Here is a 14,658-nt window from a genome sequence, read left to right on the forward strand (position 1 = left end):
GGTGACCGACTGGCACGGAACTCCGGAACTGGCAGCGCTTCTTGACGCTGCCCGCTCGAAGCTGGAGAGAAATCATCTCCGTGTCGAAGGCAACATCAGGGTGCCCGCCTCGCCGGATGCACCGGATCTGTGGCGACTTTGCAATGCCATCCGCGGTGGACGGGCCACGAGCTTCACCAGACAGATTTCGGTTCCATTGACCGAACTCGATCGATGGTTGTTGCTCAATTGCGGACAGGGCCTTCTCCAGACACTCGGGCCGCTGCACAACAAGAGGATGTCCGACGATGAGAAGGACGCCTATCGCGAACACTGGCCTCGCGAAATACGAAACCGTCTCGGTGCCCGAGCTGACGAGCGCTGGCTCGCGTGGCTTCGAACCAGCGGAAAGCTCGTGCAGAACAGTAACTTCGACGCTCTGCGCCTGACACCCGATGTCCTGGGGATGCTGCCTGCCGAAGGCATTTCTCTGACCGAACTCGCCGAACGCGCGACCGGGGACACCAAAGCGCTCAGTCGCGACCGACGGTTGGCGTCGATAGTTTTGTCCGCTCTGGCTTTCGAGCAGGGGGTACCGCGACCGGAGTCCGTCGAGTCCGAACGTGCAATCTGGGAAGCTGCGGGCGTCGTCGTCGACACACTGTCGAGCCAGGTGATGACGATCGGCGTCCGAGTGCACGAGAAGCACCTGATCGGCCGAATCCTGAACGAGTCCTCGGATGAGGGTGTACCTTCCATCCTCACGCTCGACCAGCTCACCCGCTATTCCGTCACACCGACCGGCGGCCCTGTTTTCGTCTGTGAGAACCCAGCTGTTATCGCCGCGGCGGCGCGCACCCTGGGTTCACAGTGCCCTGCGCTGATTTGCACCCAGGGGCAACCATCCGCGGCAGCGCGTCGACTGCTCGACGTTTTCAGCGACCATCATGTCCACTGGCGTGGTGACTTCGACTGGACAGGTCTGCGGGCCACGGCGAGGGCGATTGCCGACTACGAGGCGGTGCCCTGGCTCATGGACGCAGAGACTTACCGCACCGCCGTAGGCCGCGGTCCGTCGGAGCCATTCAAAGAATCCGACACTCCGTGCGACGCCCCATGGGACACAGAGCTGTCGACGCTCATGAAAGCGTCCGGGAAGACAGTCATGGAGGAGCGCATCATCCCGGAACTCATGGCATCGCTCCGAGTAGCAACGAATCGTTGACGGCAGGCGGCGGACAAGTTCACACGGGAGCGTCGGTCAGCGGAGGGAGACGCCGAGGAGAGCATCCACCGCGTCGGCGAACTCGCTCGGTGCGTTCGCGTCGGAGCCGCCGTTGTCGAGAGCGCGGCGGGCCCAGCCGTCCAGGGCGTCGAGCGCCTTCGGGGTGTCGAGATCATCGGCGAGATGCTGCCGCAGGCGCGCGATCGTGTCGGTGGCGGACTGAGCCGACTGCAGCGCAGCAGCGTCCCTCCACAAGGTCAGTCGGTTGCCCGCATCGGTGAGCACCTGGTCGGTCCAGGGCCGATCCTGGCGGTAGTGCCCGGACAGCAGTCCCAGCCGGATGGCGGCCGGGTCGACGCCCTCACCGCGCAACTTGGACACGAACACAAGGTTGCCGCGACTCTTCGACATCTTCTCGCCGTCCAGCCCGATCATGCCTGTATGCACGTAATGGCGTGCGAAGCGACGGGCTCCGGTGGCCGACTCGGCGTGGGCGGCAGAGAACTCGTGGTGCGGAAAGATCAGGTCGCTACCGCCTCCCTGAACGTCGAACCCGGAGCCGATGCGGTTGAGCGCGATCGCCGAACACTCGATGTGCCAGCCGGGACGACCGGGCCCGAACGGAGAAGGCCACGAAGGCTCGCCCTCACGGGCTGCTCGCCATACCAGCGCATCGAGGGGATTCTGCTTGCCGATGCGATCGGGATCGCCACCGCGCTCGGCGAAGAGCTTCTCCATGGTCTCGCGGTCGTAGCCGGACTCGTAGCCGAACTGCTCGGTCGCATTCGCCCTGAAGTAGACGTCAGGGAACTCGGGATCGTCGACGACATACGCGGCACCGGACGCGACGAACTTCTCGACCATCTCGATTACTTCGCCAATTGACTCGACGGCCCCGATGTAGTCACGCGGCGGCAGGACCCGGAGCGCTTCCATGTCTTCACGAAACAGCGCCGTCTCACGCATTCCGAGGACGACCCAGTCTTCGCCGTCGCGATTGGCGCGCTCGAACAGCGGATCATCGATGTCGGTGACGTTTTGCACATAGTGGACGTCGCGGCCGGCGTCACGCCAAATCCGGTTCACCAGATCGAACGTCAGATACGTCGCCGCGTGACCGAGATGCGTGGCGTCATAGGGTGTGATGCCGCACACGTACATGGTGGCGGTCTGTCCCGGTGTAACCGGACGAACCTGCCGGTCAGCGGTGTCGAACAATCGCAGCGGGGGGCCTTGGCCGGGGACGGACGGGACAGGAGTTTCGGACCAAGACTGCATGACAGTGAGCCTAATCGACCCATGTTTCCGGCTCGACCGGAGCCGCCTCGCTCAGAACGCCGGCCACGGTATCGGCCTTCGGCCACTCGGCCGCGGCATAACCGGAGCTGCGACGAGGTCGACGGCACGTTCATACAGTGCGACGACTTCGTCCGCGGTGATGTGCTCACCGAGGACCGCGGCGAAGTTGCCCTCTAGCGATGAGATCAATCCGACGATGTCGGCTACGAGCGCTTCCGGCACTCGAGTCCCGGCCCACCCCCACAGCACGGTCCGCAGCTTGTTCTCGGTGTGCAAGCAGATGCCGTGGTCGACGCCGTATACGGCGCCGTCGAGGCCCTCGAGCGCGTGGCCACCCTTGCGATCGGCATTGTTGATCAGTACGTCCAGCACGGCCATCCGTTGCAGGCGGGGGTCGTCGGCATGGATGAGCACGATCGGGTTGCCATCCATATCGCTGGCCTGCAGGATCTCGAACCACCCGGGCGGGACTGTCTCCGGTGAACAGATGTCGACCAGATCTAGACCTGCTGCGCCATTCCCATGACGGTCCGCTGTGTCAACCCATCGCTGCACCATTCCGCGGCCGAACGGACCCTCACGCAGGACGGTACGGGGAATCACACTCCAGCCGAGTTGCTCGGACACCAGATACGACGCGTACTCGCGTCCGGCAAGTGTGCCGTCCGGGAAGTCCCACAAGGCGCGCTCTCCGCGGATCGGTTTGTACACGCACCGAACGATGCTCTCACCCAAGACCGCATCGCAGACCAAGGTGGCGTTGCTGGCGTCGGTGATCCGGCCGACGAGAGTCAACTCACCGACCAGCAGGGCATCGGACTCTTCACCGGACTCGGGGGGATCGGCCTCCTCGGCAGACAACCTCACTCCTCCTCGTCCTGCTCCTGCGTGAGTCCGAAGCTCTGGCCGCGGCGGTATCCGTTGGTTCGAATGCAGATGTGTCCCTCTGGCGCGAGCGGCTCGGTACACAGCGGGCAGGGCGCGCGTCCGGCGGCAATGACTCGCTCCGACCGCAGCGAAAAGTCGCGGGCCTGTAACGGGGAGAGAAACACCCGTACGGCGTCCGGTCCGTCCTCGGAGTCATCGAGGACAACGGATTCGTCGAACTCGGTTTCGCTGACAGCAAGCAGCTCGACCACTACGGACTCGGCGTCCGCGTCCCAGCCCAGCCCCATCGTGCCGACCCGGAACTCGACATCGATCGGGGTCACCAGCGGGCTGACATCGTCGAGCTGGGCACCCTGCGGCGGTACCTCCGTGCCGAACCGGCGATGCACTTCCTCGAGGAGCAACCCCATCCGATCGGCCAGTACCTGGACCTGCTGCTTCTCCAACAAGACGCTGATCACGCGAGTCTCGTGCACGGCCTGGAGATAGAAGGACCTGTCTCCCGGCTCGCCCACCGTTCCTGCAATGAATCGGTCAGGAGTGCGGAATACGTGAATTGCGCGTGACATTGCGCCTCCTTCAACTGGAGCCGGGCACTGTTGCGGCACCGCCTACTCGTTGTTCCGTCTCAGACTGTTCCTGACAGCGTGCTCCATTCATTATCCTTCAATCGTCACAGCCGGACCTCACCGCCCGGCACCGATCCGGACACTTCCGCGCCACCCGATGTCGGAGACGTATTCACACCCGCCAGATCTGCCCCGGTGTCGTTCATCTTCAGCACGTACGGACGTGTCGAGGTGTAGCGGATGACGCTGATCGAGGCCGGTTCGGCAACAATCCTCTGCAATCCGTCGAGATGCGCGCCGAGTGCGTCGACGAGTATCGACTTGATGACGTCTCCGTGAGAGCACGCCACCCACACCACGTCTCGGCCGTGCAATTCCGCGAGCCTCGCGTCGTGTTCCCGGACCGCAGCCACGGCCCGCGCCTGGACCTGCGCCAGTCCTTCTCCCCCCGGAAAGACCGCGGCGGACGCGTGCTGCTGCACGACCTTCCACAACGACTCCTCGAGCAGGCCCTTCAGCTCGCGTCCGGTCCACTCGCCGTAATCGACCTCGGCGAGCCGCTGTTCAACGACCGGGGCCAAACGGCGCGCCCGGGCGAGCGGTTCGATCGTCTGCTCGCAGCGGACCAGTGGTGAGTGCACGATTTCCTCGATCGGAACATCTGAGAGCCGCGACACGAGATTCCGCGCCTGCTCGCGACCACGGTCCTCGAGTTCAACCCCCGGCAACCGGCCGGCAAGCGTGCCCGCGGTGTTGGACGTAGACAGGCCGTGGCGTAAGAGAACAACCGTCATTGACCCAGCCTAGTGTCGTGGCCTCCCGTACCGCCTGATGTCAGGTGGCCGAAACAACACCGGTTGCGAGAAGTGACAGCACGACGACGCCGAGAACGATGCGATATCCGACGAACCAGTACATCGAGTGATTGACAACGAATCGGAGCAGCCATGCGATCGACGCGTATCCGACGGCAAACGCGATCACAGTGGCGACGAACAACTGCGGTCCACTGGCATCGAGACCCTCACCAGCCGGTTCGAACGCGTCGGGAAGGCTGAACAGGCCGGATGCCACGACGGCAGGTATCGCGAGGAGAAAGGAATACCTGGCGGCGGCCTCACGAGTGAGCCCGAGGAACAACCCTGCGCTGATCGTGCCGCCCGATCTCGAAACACCCGGGATCAGTGCGAGTGCCTGAGCCGAACCCATGATGATGCCGTCCCTGGCACGAAGGTCTTCGATGGGACGCACCTTCCGCCCGTAGTACTCGGCCGCTGCGATGACCAGAGCGAAGACGATCAGCATTGTCGCGATCAACCACAGATTTCGGGCACTGGTGCGGATCTGATCCTTGAAGAAGAATCCGAGCACACCCACCGGAATCGTGCCGATGATCACATACCAGCCCAACCGGTAGTCGAGGTCACCGCGATGCTCGGGGTGAAACAGTCCCCGAAACCATGCGGCCACGATCCGCACGATATCGCGGGCGAAGTAGATGAGCACGGCGGCTTCCGTGCCGAGCTGGGTCACAGCAGTGAATGACGCGCCCGCATCGGTACCGAAGAAAATCTCTGACACGATCCTCAAGTGGCCTGAGGAGGAGATCGGCAAGAACTCGGTCAGCCCCTGGGTCGTCCCCAGGACAATCGCCTGGAGCCAGGTCATCGCTTCGCCCATTATTCGGAGATCCCCTCGAAATCACTGAATGTGCCCTGCTGAAGCCGATTTCCCATGTCACGTTCGTCATTCACCGGCGCTACCGTACCGGGAAGTGGGACCTCCGGCAGAATCCGGCGTGGCAAGGCCCCGGTCACGCAATGCCCCACTAGTCTGCTCGTGTGGTGGACAGTCCCGGGAGCCATCCGTTGACTCCCGGCCGGAACGAGCGATAGGCGGTTATGGAACACAGAGCGGTCGGAGCAAGCGGTCTACGGGTGTCACGGCTCGGTCTGGGCACGCTCAATTGGGGTCGAGACACCGACGGCGACGAAGCGGCCGCACAGATCGCAGCCTTCGTCGATGCTGGTGGAACACTCGTCGATACCTCGCCCGCGTACGGCGACGGTGTCGCTCAGCGAATTCTGGCGGAACTCCTCGACGATGTGGTGCCGCGCACGGACGTCGTCCTGAGTTCGAGTGCCGGCATCTGGCCCAAGGGCCCCTCTCGGGTCGACTGCTCGCGGCGGGGCCTGATCGCTCAGCTCGACGCCACCCTGCGCGAACTCGGCACCGACCATCTCGACATGTGGCAGGTCGCCACGTGGGATCCGTTCACCCCGGTCGACGAGGTTGCCGCCACACTCGATTACGCGGTGTCGAGCGGCCGAGTTCGCTACGTCGGGGTCAGGGGCTACCTCGGGTGGCAATTGGCCACTGCGGCAAGTACATATGGGTCCACGGCTCTCATTGCCACGCAGGTCGAATACTCCCTCCTCGCACGAGGGGTGGAGGAAGAACTCGTCCCGGCTGCCACCCACCACGGGATCGGCATTTTTGCGGCGGTCCCCCTCGCGCGTGGTGTCCTGACGGGCAAGTACCGCAACGGCATTCCCGTCGACTCGCGCGGTGCCGACGACGCGCACGCCGAGGACGTCAAGAGTTACCTCACCGATTCCTCGGTCCGAGTTGTGGATGCGGTCGTGACCGCGGCCGACGGTCTGGGGACTTCCCCGCTGGCCGTCGCGCTCGCCTGGGCTCGTGACCGGCCCGGTGTCGCGAGCGCCGTAGTCGGGGCCAGGGATATCGCGCAGTTGACCGGGGTGCTGGTCGCCGAAGAACTCAGGCTACCGCGCGCGATCGCATCTGCGTTGGACGACGTCAGCGCCTAGCTTCGCAGCGGCAGTCACACCTTAGACTCCTACCGTGACCAATCCTCCCGAAGACCTACCTCGCTACCGCGTGATCACTGGACCCGATGATGCCGCGTTCTGTCATCGGGTAAGTGAGGAGCTTGCCAAGGGATACGTGCTCCACGCTGGGCCGGCCGCGACATTCAACGGTGAGTCGGTGATCCTCGCGCAGGCAATGATCTGGGGCGGGTAGCGTCCTTTCGGTTCTCCACCCTCCCGGTATCCGGAGCACGTCCGCCGATCAACGTTCCGAGACGACCGAGAAGGGCGCGGACCGTCGTTCCGTTTTCTTGCCGTACCACCGCAGATCAGGGTCGGACACGGCATCCCGAACGACGGCGATGACGCTGCGCTCGTCGGTCAGGTCAATTTCACGGACCGATCGCCGCGCTGACGCCACGATGTCGTCCGGGCTCGGCACGTCGTTCTCGGCGTCCACTCGGTATATCTCGACGTGCATAGTGCGCTTGCGCACCCGGAATGCGTAGGAATTGCCTTCTGCTGTAGTGCCGAAGCCGTGTGCGTACGCTCCGACCGAGATGTCTTCGACTGTAAAGGTCTGTGTCGCGGGTATCTCCATGGACTTCTCCTCGATTTCCTCACCCGGTTTCGAGAAACAGCCGGGCGGGGTCAACGGTGACCGAATGGGCGAGCGATTTACGGATCAGTAATGCTAGTGGACAGTTGTGCAAGGGCGGGTCTACGAGAACACCAAGGAGTAGAACATGGCGGGACGAGGAATGCGCACCGTTGCCACCAGTATCGGACTAGCATTTCTCCTGGTCACGGGCTGTTCCTCGAATTCCGACGAAGATGTGGCGGTGACGATCGAACCTGCGAGCGCCGCGCAGTCCCCGCCCCAGAACACCGTGCCCGCCGGTACCGTCCACCCCGTGGGCGCACCGATCGCTTCCACCACGTTCGACGCCGAGACACGAACTGCGGTGGTCATGCCGGACTCCGATAACCAGATTCTGCTGTTTTCGGGCGACGACCTCGCAGCACCCACGCGCGCCATACCGGTGGATCAAAGCGTCACGCAGGTCTCGATCGCACCTGGCGGAGTCGCACTCCTCGCCATGAACAACCAGGTAGGGCGCCTGGACCTGCGTACTGGAGAGCTGACGTTCATCCCCGCCGACGGTGATGTACGGTCGGTAGCCCAACTTCCCGACGGCCGAATCGCAACGGGACTGAGCGATGGCAAAATTCACATCGAAGACCCAGAGACGAACCGAACACAGGTAATCGACGGCTTGACCTCGGTCGACGAACTGGCCGTCGTCGGAGACACTCTCACTGCCCTCGACCGCGGTCAGACGTCCATCACGGCGATCGACGTTCCGGACTCGTCGCTCGGCCTCGCGTTGCGGGCCGGTGAAGGGGCCACGCAGCTGACCACCGACCACTTCGGGCGGATCCTCGTAACCGACACCAGAGGTGACGAGTTGCTCGTTTACACCACCGACGCCCTGATTCTGCGCCAGCGGTTCCCGACCGGTCCGGCCCCGTACGGTGTCGCGTACGACGACCGATCCGACACAGCCTGGGTGACCCTGACCGGGGACAACGAAGTGGTCGGTTTCGATCTGTCCAGCGGAGTCGGGGTGGAAACTGCCCGTTATTCCACAGTCCGCCAGCCGAACTCCATCGCGGTCGATACCGTAAACGGTGACCTCCTGATAGGTTCCGCGACAGGAGACGGCCTGCAGCAGATCCCGACGAGGAGTCCGTAGATGTCATCGCATTCACGCCGCGTCCCCGCCGGATGGGAAACCGAATCCGAAGAGTTCGAGTACGTGCCGCTTCGGCTGCCACCTGAAGTCACGCGCATCAGTGCATCAATGAGGTTGGCGATCCAGGCGGAGTTCGGCGGCTGGGAACTCTCTCGGGTCCGCCTGTACTCCGACGGAAGCCGTCGCGTGCTGCTCAAGCGAAAGAAGACCGTTCACCATGTCCCCGACCCCGCGATCTAGGGAGACGCCGTTGTACCACCTGCTTCTTCGGGTGATGTTCCTCCTTCCCCCCGAGAGGATTCATCACCTGGCCTTTGCCGCGATGCGGATGGTCACCCGGTTTGCACCCCTTCGCCGACTGGTCGAGAAGGTTCTCGTCGTGGACGATCCGGTACTGCGGAATACCGTATTCGGACTAGAGTTCCCGGCCCCACTCGGTCTCGCTGCCGGATTCGACAAGGACGGGACGGGTGTGGACGCGTGGGGGTCTCTGGGTTTCGGTTTTGCGGAAGTAGGCACCGTCACCGCACGAGCGCAGCCAGGCAATCCCCCGCCTCGCCTGTTCCGGCTGCCCGCGGACCGCGCCCTGATCAACCGGATGGGTTTCAACAACCACGGCGCCGGCAACGCCGCCAACAATCTTCGCCGTCGCCGGGCCGGTATTCCGATCGGTGCGAATATCGGCAAGACCAAACTCGTCGACGCCGCGGATGCGCCCGCCGATTACACGGCGAGTGCGCATCTACTCGGCCCACTCGCGGACTTCATGGTGGTCAACGTCAGCTCGCCCAACACCCCGGGCCTTCGCGACCTCCAGGCTGTCGAATCGCTTCGGCCCCTGCTGCGTGCCGTACTCGACTCCGTGACCATCCCGGTTCTGGTCAAGATCGCCCCCGACCTGTCGGACGAGGATGTCGACGCGGTCGCCGATCTCGCCGTCGAACTCGGTCTCGCCGGAATCGTAGCGACCAACACCACAGTTCGCAGGGACGGGCTGAAAACGCCGGAACCCGAGGTCAGTGCCATCGGAGCGGGCGGACTGTCTGGCGCTCCGGTCGCCGAGCGGTCCCTCGAAGTGCTCCGCCGCCTGCACGCACGGGTCGGTGGACGCCTGGTGTTGATTTCCGTCGGCGGCATCGAATCCGCCGACCAGGCGTGGGAGCGCATTCTCGCGGGTGCCTCCCTCGTGCAGGGATACACCGGCTTCATCTACGGGGGCCCGTTCTGGGCACGTCGCATCCACAAAGGCCTCGCTCGCAAGGTGCGAGCGGCCGGTTACTCGAGCATCGCTGACGCGATCGGCGCGGGCGCCATCCGCTGACCCGCGACTTCCTGTGACGACTACCGCTGGTAAGTCCCGGTGATCGTGGCCCGCGCAATGGCGTGCGAGAACACATTGAATCCGAGGAACGCCGGGGTCGAGTCCTCGGTAACCCCGTCGAGGGTCTCCACGTCGAGTGCGTGAACTGCGACGATGTATCGGTGCGGTCCGTGACCCGGTGGCGGTGCGGCACCGAGGAAGCGGCGCAGACCGCCGTCGTTCTTCAGTGTGATCGCGCCGCCGGGAAGACCGGTTCCGCCATCGTCACCGGCTCCCGTCGCCAGGGTGGTTGTCTCGGCAGGGATGTTTGCCACGGCCCAGTGCCAGAAGCCCGAGGCAGTCGGCGCATCGGGGTCGTACACAGTAACCACGAAACTCTTGGTCCCGGCCGGGAATCCGGCCCACGACAGCTGCGGAGACAGGTCTTCACCACCTGCCCCGAAAATTCCGCTGGCCTGGCCCTTCTTCAGCGGCTGCCCTTCGGTGATGTCGGTGGAGGTCAGCTCGAAGCCCGGCAGGTCGGGAAGCGCCTCGTACGGGTTCGACATACGGGTTCCTCTCTTCTCGCGAATGAATGTTTCGGATCAGCTGTGGAGCAGGAATCGTTCGAGCACTCGCGTGCCGAACAGTAGTGCGTCGACCGGAACTCTTTCGTCGACGCCGTGGAACAACGCGGTGAAATCGAGGTCTGGGGGCAACTGCAACGGAGAGAATCCGAAGCATCGAATGCCGAGCTTCGCGAAGGCCTTGGCGTCGGTTCCCCCCGACAACATGTACGGCACCGTCCGGGCTCCCGGATCATAGGCGAGGATCGCTTCGTTCATCGCGTCCACGAGATGCCCGTCGAACGTGGTCTCGTAGGGGTCGAGGTCGGTGACCCACTCGCGCTGAACGTCCGGTCCGATGAGTTCGTCGACGGTCGCCTCGAACTCTGCCAGTCGGCCGGGCAGGACCCGGCAATCTACGACGGCCTCGGCGGTCTGCGGAATGACGTTGGCCTTGTATCCGGCAGACAGCATCGTCGGATTGGCCGTGTCGCGCAGGGTGGCACCGATGAGATTGGCGATCGTCCCGAGTTTAGCGAGGGTGCCGTCGATGTCGGGCGAGGTCGGGTCCAGGTCCAGTCCCGTCTCCTCACCCGTCACCGCAAGGAATTCGGCTACCGAATCGGAGACGACCAACGGGAACGTATGCGTGCCGAGCCGGGCGACGGCCTGCGCGAGGGTGGTGACGGCGTTGTCGGTGTGCAGGAACGAACCGTGCCCCGCCCTACCCCGAGCTGTCAGCCGCATCCACTTGATGCTCTTCTCGGCGGTTTGCACGAGGTAGAGGCGCCGATCGGTGCCGTCAGGCCGCGGAACGGTCAGCGAGAAACCTCCGACCTCGCCCACGGCTTCGGTGACCCCCTCGAACAGGTCGGGGCGATTCGCGACCAGCCACTGGCACCCGTAGCGGCCGCCGGCCTCCTCGTCGGCCACGAATGCGAACACGAGATCACGGGGCGGCACAACGCCTTCCGCCTTGAATTTCCGTGCGACCGCCAACATCATCCCGCACATGTCCTTCATGTCGACCGCTCCGCGACCCCACACGTAGCCGTCCTCGACTGCGCCGGAGAAGGGGTGGACGCTCCAATCCGCGGGCTCGGCAGGCACCACGTCGAGGTGGCCGTGCAGCATCAGGGCACCGCGGTTCGGGTCCGAACCCTTCAGCCGCGCGAATACGTTGCCGCGGCCCGGCGCCCCGGACTCCACATACTCGGTCTCGTATCCCACCTCCTCGAGTTGAGTCGCCACCCACTGCGCACACTCGCGCTCGCCCTTCGTTGTGGCGAGCTCACCGGTGTTGGACGTGTCGAAGCGGATCAGCGTGCTGACGAGCTCCACGACTTCGGCTTCGGCGCGACCCTGGCCTGAGGTCTTCTGTGTAGTTGGCACTCCACTTTCCTACCACCTGATCAGCAGAAATGCTGCCGGGAAGGGCACGATTTGGGCCGTGGCGGTTCATCGGTTAATCTTTTGCAGCACCCAGGAATGGGAGCGAGCAGGTCCGAGTGGCGGAATGGCAGACGCGCTAGCTTGAGGTGCTAGTGTCCTATTAACGGACGTGGGGGTTCAAGTCCCCCCTCGGACACTGAAGAGTTGAGACAGACGAAAAGGCCCCGGTTCATCGAACCGGGGCCTTTTTTCGTGAGAGGGCGAAGTTCGATGAGTCAAGCACCAACCGCGATCGATCCGGCGGATCTCGAGATCTGCCTGAGGGTTCTCGATCAGGCGGCGGAACTCGACGATTCTGATCCCGATTCCGTCACCGTCCAACGAGCTGTGGGCCACCTGTTCAAGAAGCTGAAGAAGCGTCGGCGGATCACGGCCCGAAACGCTGTTTCCGAGGCCGACCGCCAGGTCGTGGCCGCGACCGCGACCGGATCACCCAACCGTATCGATGACGAGACCGCCGGCATTCCACTTACGTCGAATGCCGAAGGAGCCACCGCCGGGACACTGATCCGGCCCCGGCCGTGCTACATCTGCAAGCAGCGCTACACCCGAGTCGATGCCTTCTACCATCAACTCTGCCCCGACTGTGCGGCCGAGAGCCATACCAAGAGGGACGCGCGCACGGATCTCACGGGCCGCCGCGCTCTGCTGACCGGCGGGCGCGCCAAGATCGGCATGTACATCGCGCTGCGTTTGCTCCGCGACGGCGCGCACACCACGATCACCACCCGATTCCCCGCCGACGCGATCCGACGGTTCAAGGCGATGGAGGACAGCGCCGAGTGGATTCACCGGTTGCGCGTGGTGGGCATCGACCTTCGTGACCCCGCCCAGGTCGTAGCGTTGGCCGATTCCGTTGCAGCGCAAGGTCCGCTGGACATCTTGATCAACAACGCGGCGCAGACGGTGCGCCGCTCCCCCGGCGCCTACAGTGCGCTGGCGGCGGCCGAGTCCGGCGCCCTTCCCGACGGTGATCTTCCCGACCTGTTGACTTTCGGCAAGACGAGCGACGCTCACCCGGCAGCCCTGGCTGGTTCCTTGTCGGACCTGTCCACATCGTCGGGCACAGGGTTGTCCCCCGATGCGGTCAGCTCGCTAGCGCTCGTGGCCAAGTCGGCGTCGCCGGATCGAATCGATCAGGGCCTCGCGATCGATGCCGGCGGACTGTTGCCCGACCTCACGCACACCAACAGTTGGGTTCAAACCGTGGACGCGGTTGACCCCATCGAGCTCCTCGAAGTGCAGCTGTGTAACTCGGTGGCACCGTTCATCCTGGTCTCCCGGCTTCGTCCCGCTATGGCGGCGGCCAACGCCCGCCGCAAGTACGTGGTGAACGTTTCCGCGATGGAGGGTCAGTTCAGCCGCGCCTACAAGGGGCCCGGTCACCCACACACCAACATGGCGAAGGCTGCCCTCAACATGCTGACCCGCACCAGCGCCAAGGAGATGCGGGGCGACGGCATCCTCATGACGGCGGTGGATACGGGCTGGATCACGGACGAGCGGCCACACCACACAAAAATGCGTTTGGCCGAGGAGGGATTTCACGCACCCCTCGACCTCGTCGACGGCGCCGCCCGTGTCTACGACCCGATCGTCCAGGGCGAGCAGGGCGTCGACTTGTACGGCTGCTTCCTGAAGGATTACCAACCGTCCCCCTGGTGACCACGGCGGCGATGCAGCGGCGCAGCCGGTGCGTCGGCGCACGGTGATAATGGGGTCGTACGTCGTCGAAACGGAGGCACCTCATGGCGATAGCCGTTGTCCACCGAGACAGCCCCGAAGGACGGGCGGCCATCGTCTACGCCGCCCGTGTAGCCGTTCGACGACATGAGCAACTGCAGGTTTTGCACGTACTCGACGAGGCGCTCGGTCGCGATGCCGAGTCCGACCGCTCCGCTCTGTGCGCCGAGGTGCAGGCCACCCTCGAGAACGGCGAGGTTGGCGAGTCACCTTGGGAGCTGTGCATCAACGAACAGAACGGCGATCATGGAAACGCGCTGCGTGCACTGGTCGACAGCAGCGGTGCCGATTTACTCGTCGTCGGCATGCGCCGTCAATCCCCAATCGGCAAATTCCTCCTGGAGCGGTGGCTGCAACGGCTCCTTCTCGAGGTCGAAATTCCCATCCTGGTAGTCAAGGAAGAGTCGCACGGTACCAACTGAGGTGCGGAACCCTAGACAGAGGTGCGGAACCCTAGACGGAGGCGCGGAACCCTAGACAGCGAATAGGATGGTAGGCACACGGCATACACCAGGGGGTGTATCGATGGGGAGCGAAATATTCTATGGGGCACTCGCCGATGTGACGGCCATCGTGCACCTGAGCTTCATCGTGTACGTCGTACTCGGCGGGTTCCTCGCGTGGCGCTGGCCGCGCACGATCGCCCTGCACATCGCGGCCGCGACGTGGGGATTCACCGGTCTCGTCTTCGGCATCGACTGTCCGTTGACCCACGTGGAGAGTTGGGCCCGGATCCACGCCGGGCAGAGTCCACTGCCCTCCACCGGCTTCATCGCCCACTACCTGACCGGCGTCATCTACCCGCAATCTTTTGCGGGGCTGATCCAAACTCTGGTGGCTGTCGCTGTCGTCGCATCCTGGATCGGATACGTAGCGCTTCGCATCCGGGGCTCGCGCGCGCCATCGCACCCACGAGGCGTGGGCCTGTGGTCTCGCACCGTCCACTAGCGGCCGGATCTCTCGCCTGACGCCAGTGTTCCAGGGACACAGACTGCGCTTCGAATACCGTCCGCAGGAGTCGCGCGGCGTCCGCCGGATACTGTCGGACT

Annotated in this window: 17 protein-coding genes and 1 tRNA gene; 10 read left to right on the forward strand and 8 right to left on the reverse strand. The window is 64.2% G+C overall.

Annotation, left to right across the window (positions count from 1 at the left end):
- Nucleotide 1: 1 nt before the first annotated feature.
- Nucleotides 2-1,204: a TIGR02679 family protein gene (locus BFN03_RS08490; RefSeq protein WP_070378652.1), complete on the forward strand. Its 1,203-nt coding sequence runs from the start codon at nt 2-4 to the stop codon at nt 1,202-1,204.
- A 36-nt stretch (nt 1,205-1,240) separates the two neighbouring features.
- On the opposite strand, the gene mshC is transcribed toward BFN03_RS08490, so the two are convergent.
- From mshC to BFN03_RS08515, 5 genes are all read right to left on the reverse strand, one after another.
- The gene (gene mshC / locus BFN03_RS08495; RefSeq protein ID WP_070378653.1) at nt 1,241-2,482 is read right to left on the reverse strand and encodes a cysteine--1-D-myo-inosityl 2-amino-2-deoxy-alpha-D-glucopyranoside ligase; all 1,242 of its coding nucleotides are present in this window, start codon (nt 2,480-2,482) and stop codon (nt 1,241-1,243) included.
- A 51-nt stretch (nt 2,483-2,533) separates the two neighbouring features.
- On the reverse strand, nt 2,534-3,364 hold the full coding sequence (locus tag BFN03_RS08500; RefSeq protein ID WP_070380739.1) for an SCO1664 family protein: 831 nt from the start codon (nt 3,362-3,364) through the stop codon (nt 2,534-2,536).
- A gap of 2 nt (nt 3,365-3,366) precedes the next feature.
- Nucleotides 3,367-3,960, reverse strand: coding sequence for a DUF3090 domain-containing protein (locus tag BFN03_RS08505; protein WP_070378654.1), 594 nt, complete (start codon nt 3,958-3,960; stop codon nt 3,367-3,369).
- Between the two features lie 104 nt (nt 3,961-4,064).
- The gene (locus BFN03_RS08510) at nt 4,065-4,754 is read right to left on the reverse strand and encodes a histidine phosphatase family protein (protein WP_070378655.1); all 690 of its coding nucleotides are present in this window, start codon (nt 4,752-4,754) and stop codon (nt 4,065-4,067) included.
- 40 nt (nt 4,755-4,794) lie between these two features.
- Nucleotides 4,795-5,640, reverse strand: a complete 846-nt coding sequence (locus tag BFN03_RS08515; RefSeq protein ID WP_084385551.1) for an undecaprenyl-diphosphate phosphatase — start codon at nt 5,638-5,640, stop codon at nt 4,795-4,797.
- Between the two features lie 221 nt (nt 5,641-5,861).
- On the opposite strand from BFN03_RS08515, the gene BFN03_RS08520 reads away from it, so the two are divergent.
- Together BFN03_RS08520 and BFN03_RS08525 are read left to right on the forward strand one after the other, a co-directional pair.
- Complete coding sequence (locus BFN03_RS08520; protein ID WP_070378656.1) at nt 5,862-6,791, forward strand: aldo/keto reductase; 930 nt, start codon at nt 5,862-5,864, stop codon at nt 6,789-6,791.
- A gap of 34 nt (nt 6,792-6,825) precedes the next feature.
- Nucleotides 6,826-7,005, forward strand: a complete 180-nt coding sequence (locus BFN03_RS08525; protein WP_070378657.1) for a DUF1737 domain-containing protein — start codon at nt 6,826-6,828, stop codon at nt 7,003-7,005.
- A gap of 48 nt (nt 7,006-7,053) precedes the next feature.
- Here BFN03_RS08525 and BFN03_RS08530 read toward each other — a convergent pair whose 3' ends face one another.
- Complete coding sequence (locus BFN03_RS08530) at nt 7,054-7,392, reverse strand: hypothetical protein (protein ID WP_442971872.1); 339 nt, start codon at nt 7,390-7,392, stop codon at nt 7,054-7,056.
- 145 nt (nt 7,393-7,537) lie between these two features.
- On the opposite strand from BFN03_RS08530, the gene BFN03_RS08535 reads away from it, so the two are divergent.
- Genes BFN03_RS08535 through BFN03_RS08545 form a run of 3 tightly spaced genes read left to right on the forward strand, consistent with a single transcriptional unit; the run spans nt 7,538 to nt 9,869 of the window.
- Entirely contained in the window at nt 7,538-8,548 is a 1,011-nt protein-coding gene (locus BFN03_RS08535) for a YncE family protein (protein ID WP_070378658.1), read from the forward strand.
- Nucleotides 8,549-8,788, forward strand: coding sequence for a DUF5703 family protein (locus BFN03_RS08540; protein ID WP_070378659.1), 240 nt, complete (start codon nt 8,549-8,551; stop codon nt 8,786-8,788).
- Nucleotides 8,789-8,798: 10 nt separating this feature from the next.
- Nucleotides 8,799-9,869, forward strand: coding sequence for a quinone-dependent dihydroorotate dehydrogenase (locus tag BFN03_RS08545; RefSeq protein WP_070378660.1), 1,071 nt, complete (start codon nt 8,799-8,801; stop codon nt 9,867-9,869).
- 20 nt (nt 9,870-9,889) lie between these two features.
- Here the strand turns inward: BFN03_RS08545 and BFN03_RS08550 are convergent, their stop codons facing one another.
- Nucleotides 9,890-10,417 (reverse strand): YbhB/YbcL family Raf kinase inhibitor-like protein, encoded by a 528-nt coding sequence (locus tag BFN03_RS08550; RefSeq protein ID WP_070378661.1) that lies wholly within the window; start codon nt 10,415-10,417, stop codon nt 9,890-9,892.
- Between the two features lie 36 nt (nt 10,418-10,453).
- On the reverse strand, nt 10,454-11,806 hold the full coding sequence (locus tag BFN03_RS08555; RefSeq protein WP_070378662.1) for a M20/M25/M40 family metallo-hydrolase: 1,353 nt from the start codon (nt 11,804-11,806) through the stop codon (nt 10,454-10,456).
- A 110-nt stretch (nt 11,807-11,916) separates the two neighbouring features.
- Here BFN03_RS08555 and BFN03_RS08560 point away from each other — a divergent pair.
- From BFN03_RS08560 to BFN03_RS08575, 4 genes are all read left to right on the forward strand, one after another.
- Nucleotides 11,917-12,002: transfer RNA gene (locus tag BFN03_RS08560), tRNA-Leu, on the forward strand.
- Between the two features lie 74 nt (nt 12,003-12,076).
- Nucleotides 12,077-13,531 (forward strand): SDR family oxidoreductase, encoded by a 1,455-nt coding sequence (locus BFN03_RS08565; protein ID WP_070378663.1) that lies wholly within the window; start codon nt 12,077-12,079, stop codon nt 13,529-13,531.
- Between the two features lie 83 nt (nt 13,532-13,614).
- Nucleotides 13,615-14,031: a universal stress protein gene (locus tag BFN03_RS08570; protein WP_070378664.1), complete on the forward strand. Its 417-nt coding sequence runs from the start codon at nt 13,615-13,617 to the stop codon at nt 14,029-14,031.
- Nucleotides 14,032-14,134: 103 nt separating this feature from the next.
- Nucleotides 14,135-14,557, forward strand: a complete 423-nt coding sequence (locus BFN03_RS08575; protein ID WP_084385552.1) for a DUF2784 domain-containing protein — start codon at nt 14,135-14,137, stop codon at nt 14,555-14,557.
- Nucleotides 14,558-14,658 lie beyond the last annotated feature (101 nt).

The sequence above is a fragment of the Rhodococcus sp. WMMA185 genome (assembly GCF_001767395.1).
Lineage (GTDB): Bacteria > Actinomycetota > Actinomycetes > Mycobacteriales > Mycobacteriaceae > Rhodococcus_F.

Coding starts and splice junctions, on each gene's coding strand:
- mshC (WP_070378653.1), bottom strand. CDS start 2,482: ATGCAGTCTTGGTCCGAAACTCCTGTCCCGTCCGTCCCCGGCCAAGGC.
- BFN03_RS08505 (WP_070378654.1), bottom strand. CDS start 3,960: ATGTCACGCGCAATTCACGTATTCCGCACTCCTGACCGATTCATTGCA.
- BFN03_RS08510 (WP_070378655.1), bottom strand. CDS start 4,754: ATGACGGTTGTTCTCTTACGCCACGGCCTGTCTACGTCCAACACCGCG.
- BFN03_RS08515 (WP_084385551.1), bottom strand. CDS start 5,640: ATGGGCGAAGCGATGACCTGGCTCCAGGCGATTGTCCTGGGGACGACC.
- BFN03_RS08520 (WP_070378656.1), top strand. CDS start 5,862: ATGGAACACAGAGCGGTCGGAGCAAGCGGTCTACGGGTGTCACGGCTC.
- BFN03_RS08530 (WP_442971872.1), bottom strand. CDS start 7,392: ATGGAGATACCCGCGACACAGACCTTTACAGTCGAAGACATCTCGGTC.
- BFN03_RS08535 (WP_070378658.1), top strand. CDS start 7,538: ATGGCGGGACGAGGAATGCGCACCGTTGCCACCAGTATCGGACTAGCA.
- BFN03_RS08540 (WP_070378659.1), top strand. CDS start 8,549: ATGTCATCGCATTCACGCCGCGTCCCCGCCGGATGGGAAACCGAATCC.
- BFN03_RS08550 (WP_070378661.1), bottom strand. CDS start 10,417: ATGTCGAACCCGTACGAGGCGCTTCCCGACCTGCCGGGCTTCGAGCTG.
- BFN03_RS08565 (WP_070378663.1), top strand. CDS start 12,077: ATGAGTCAAGCACCAACCGCGATCGATCCGGCGGATCTCGAGATCTGC.
- BFN03_RS08570 (WP_070378664.1), top strand. CDS start 13,615: ATGGCGATAGCCGTTGTCCACCGAGACAGCCCCGAAGGACGGGCGGCC.
- BFN03_RS08575 (WP_084385552.1), top strand. CDS start 14,135: ATGGGGAGCGAAATATTCTATGGGGCACTCGCCGATGTGACGGCCATC.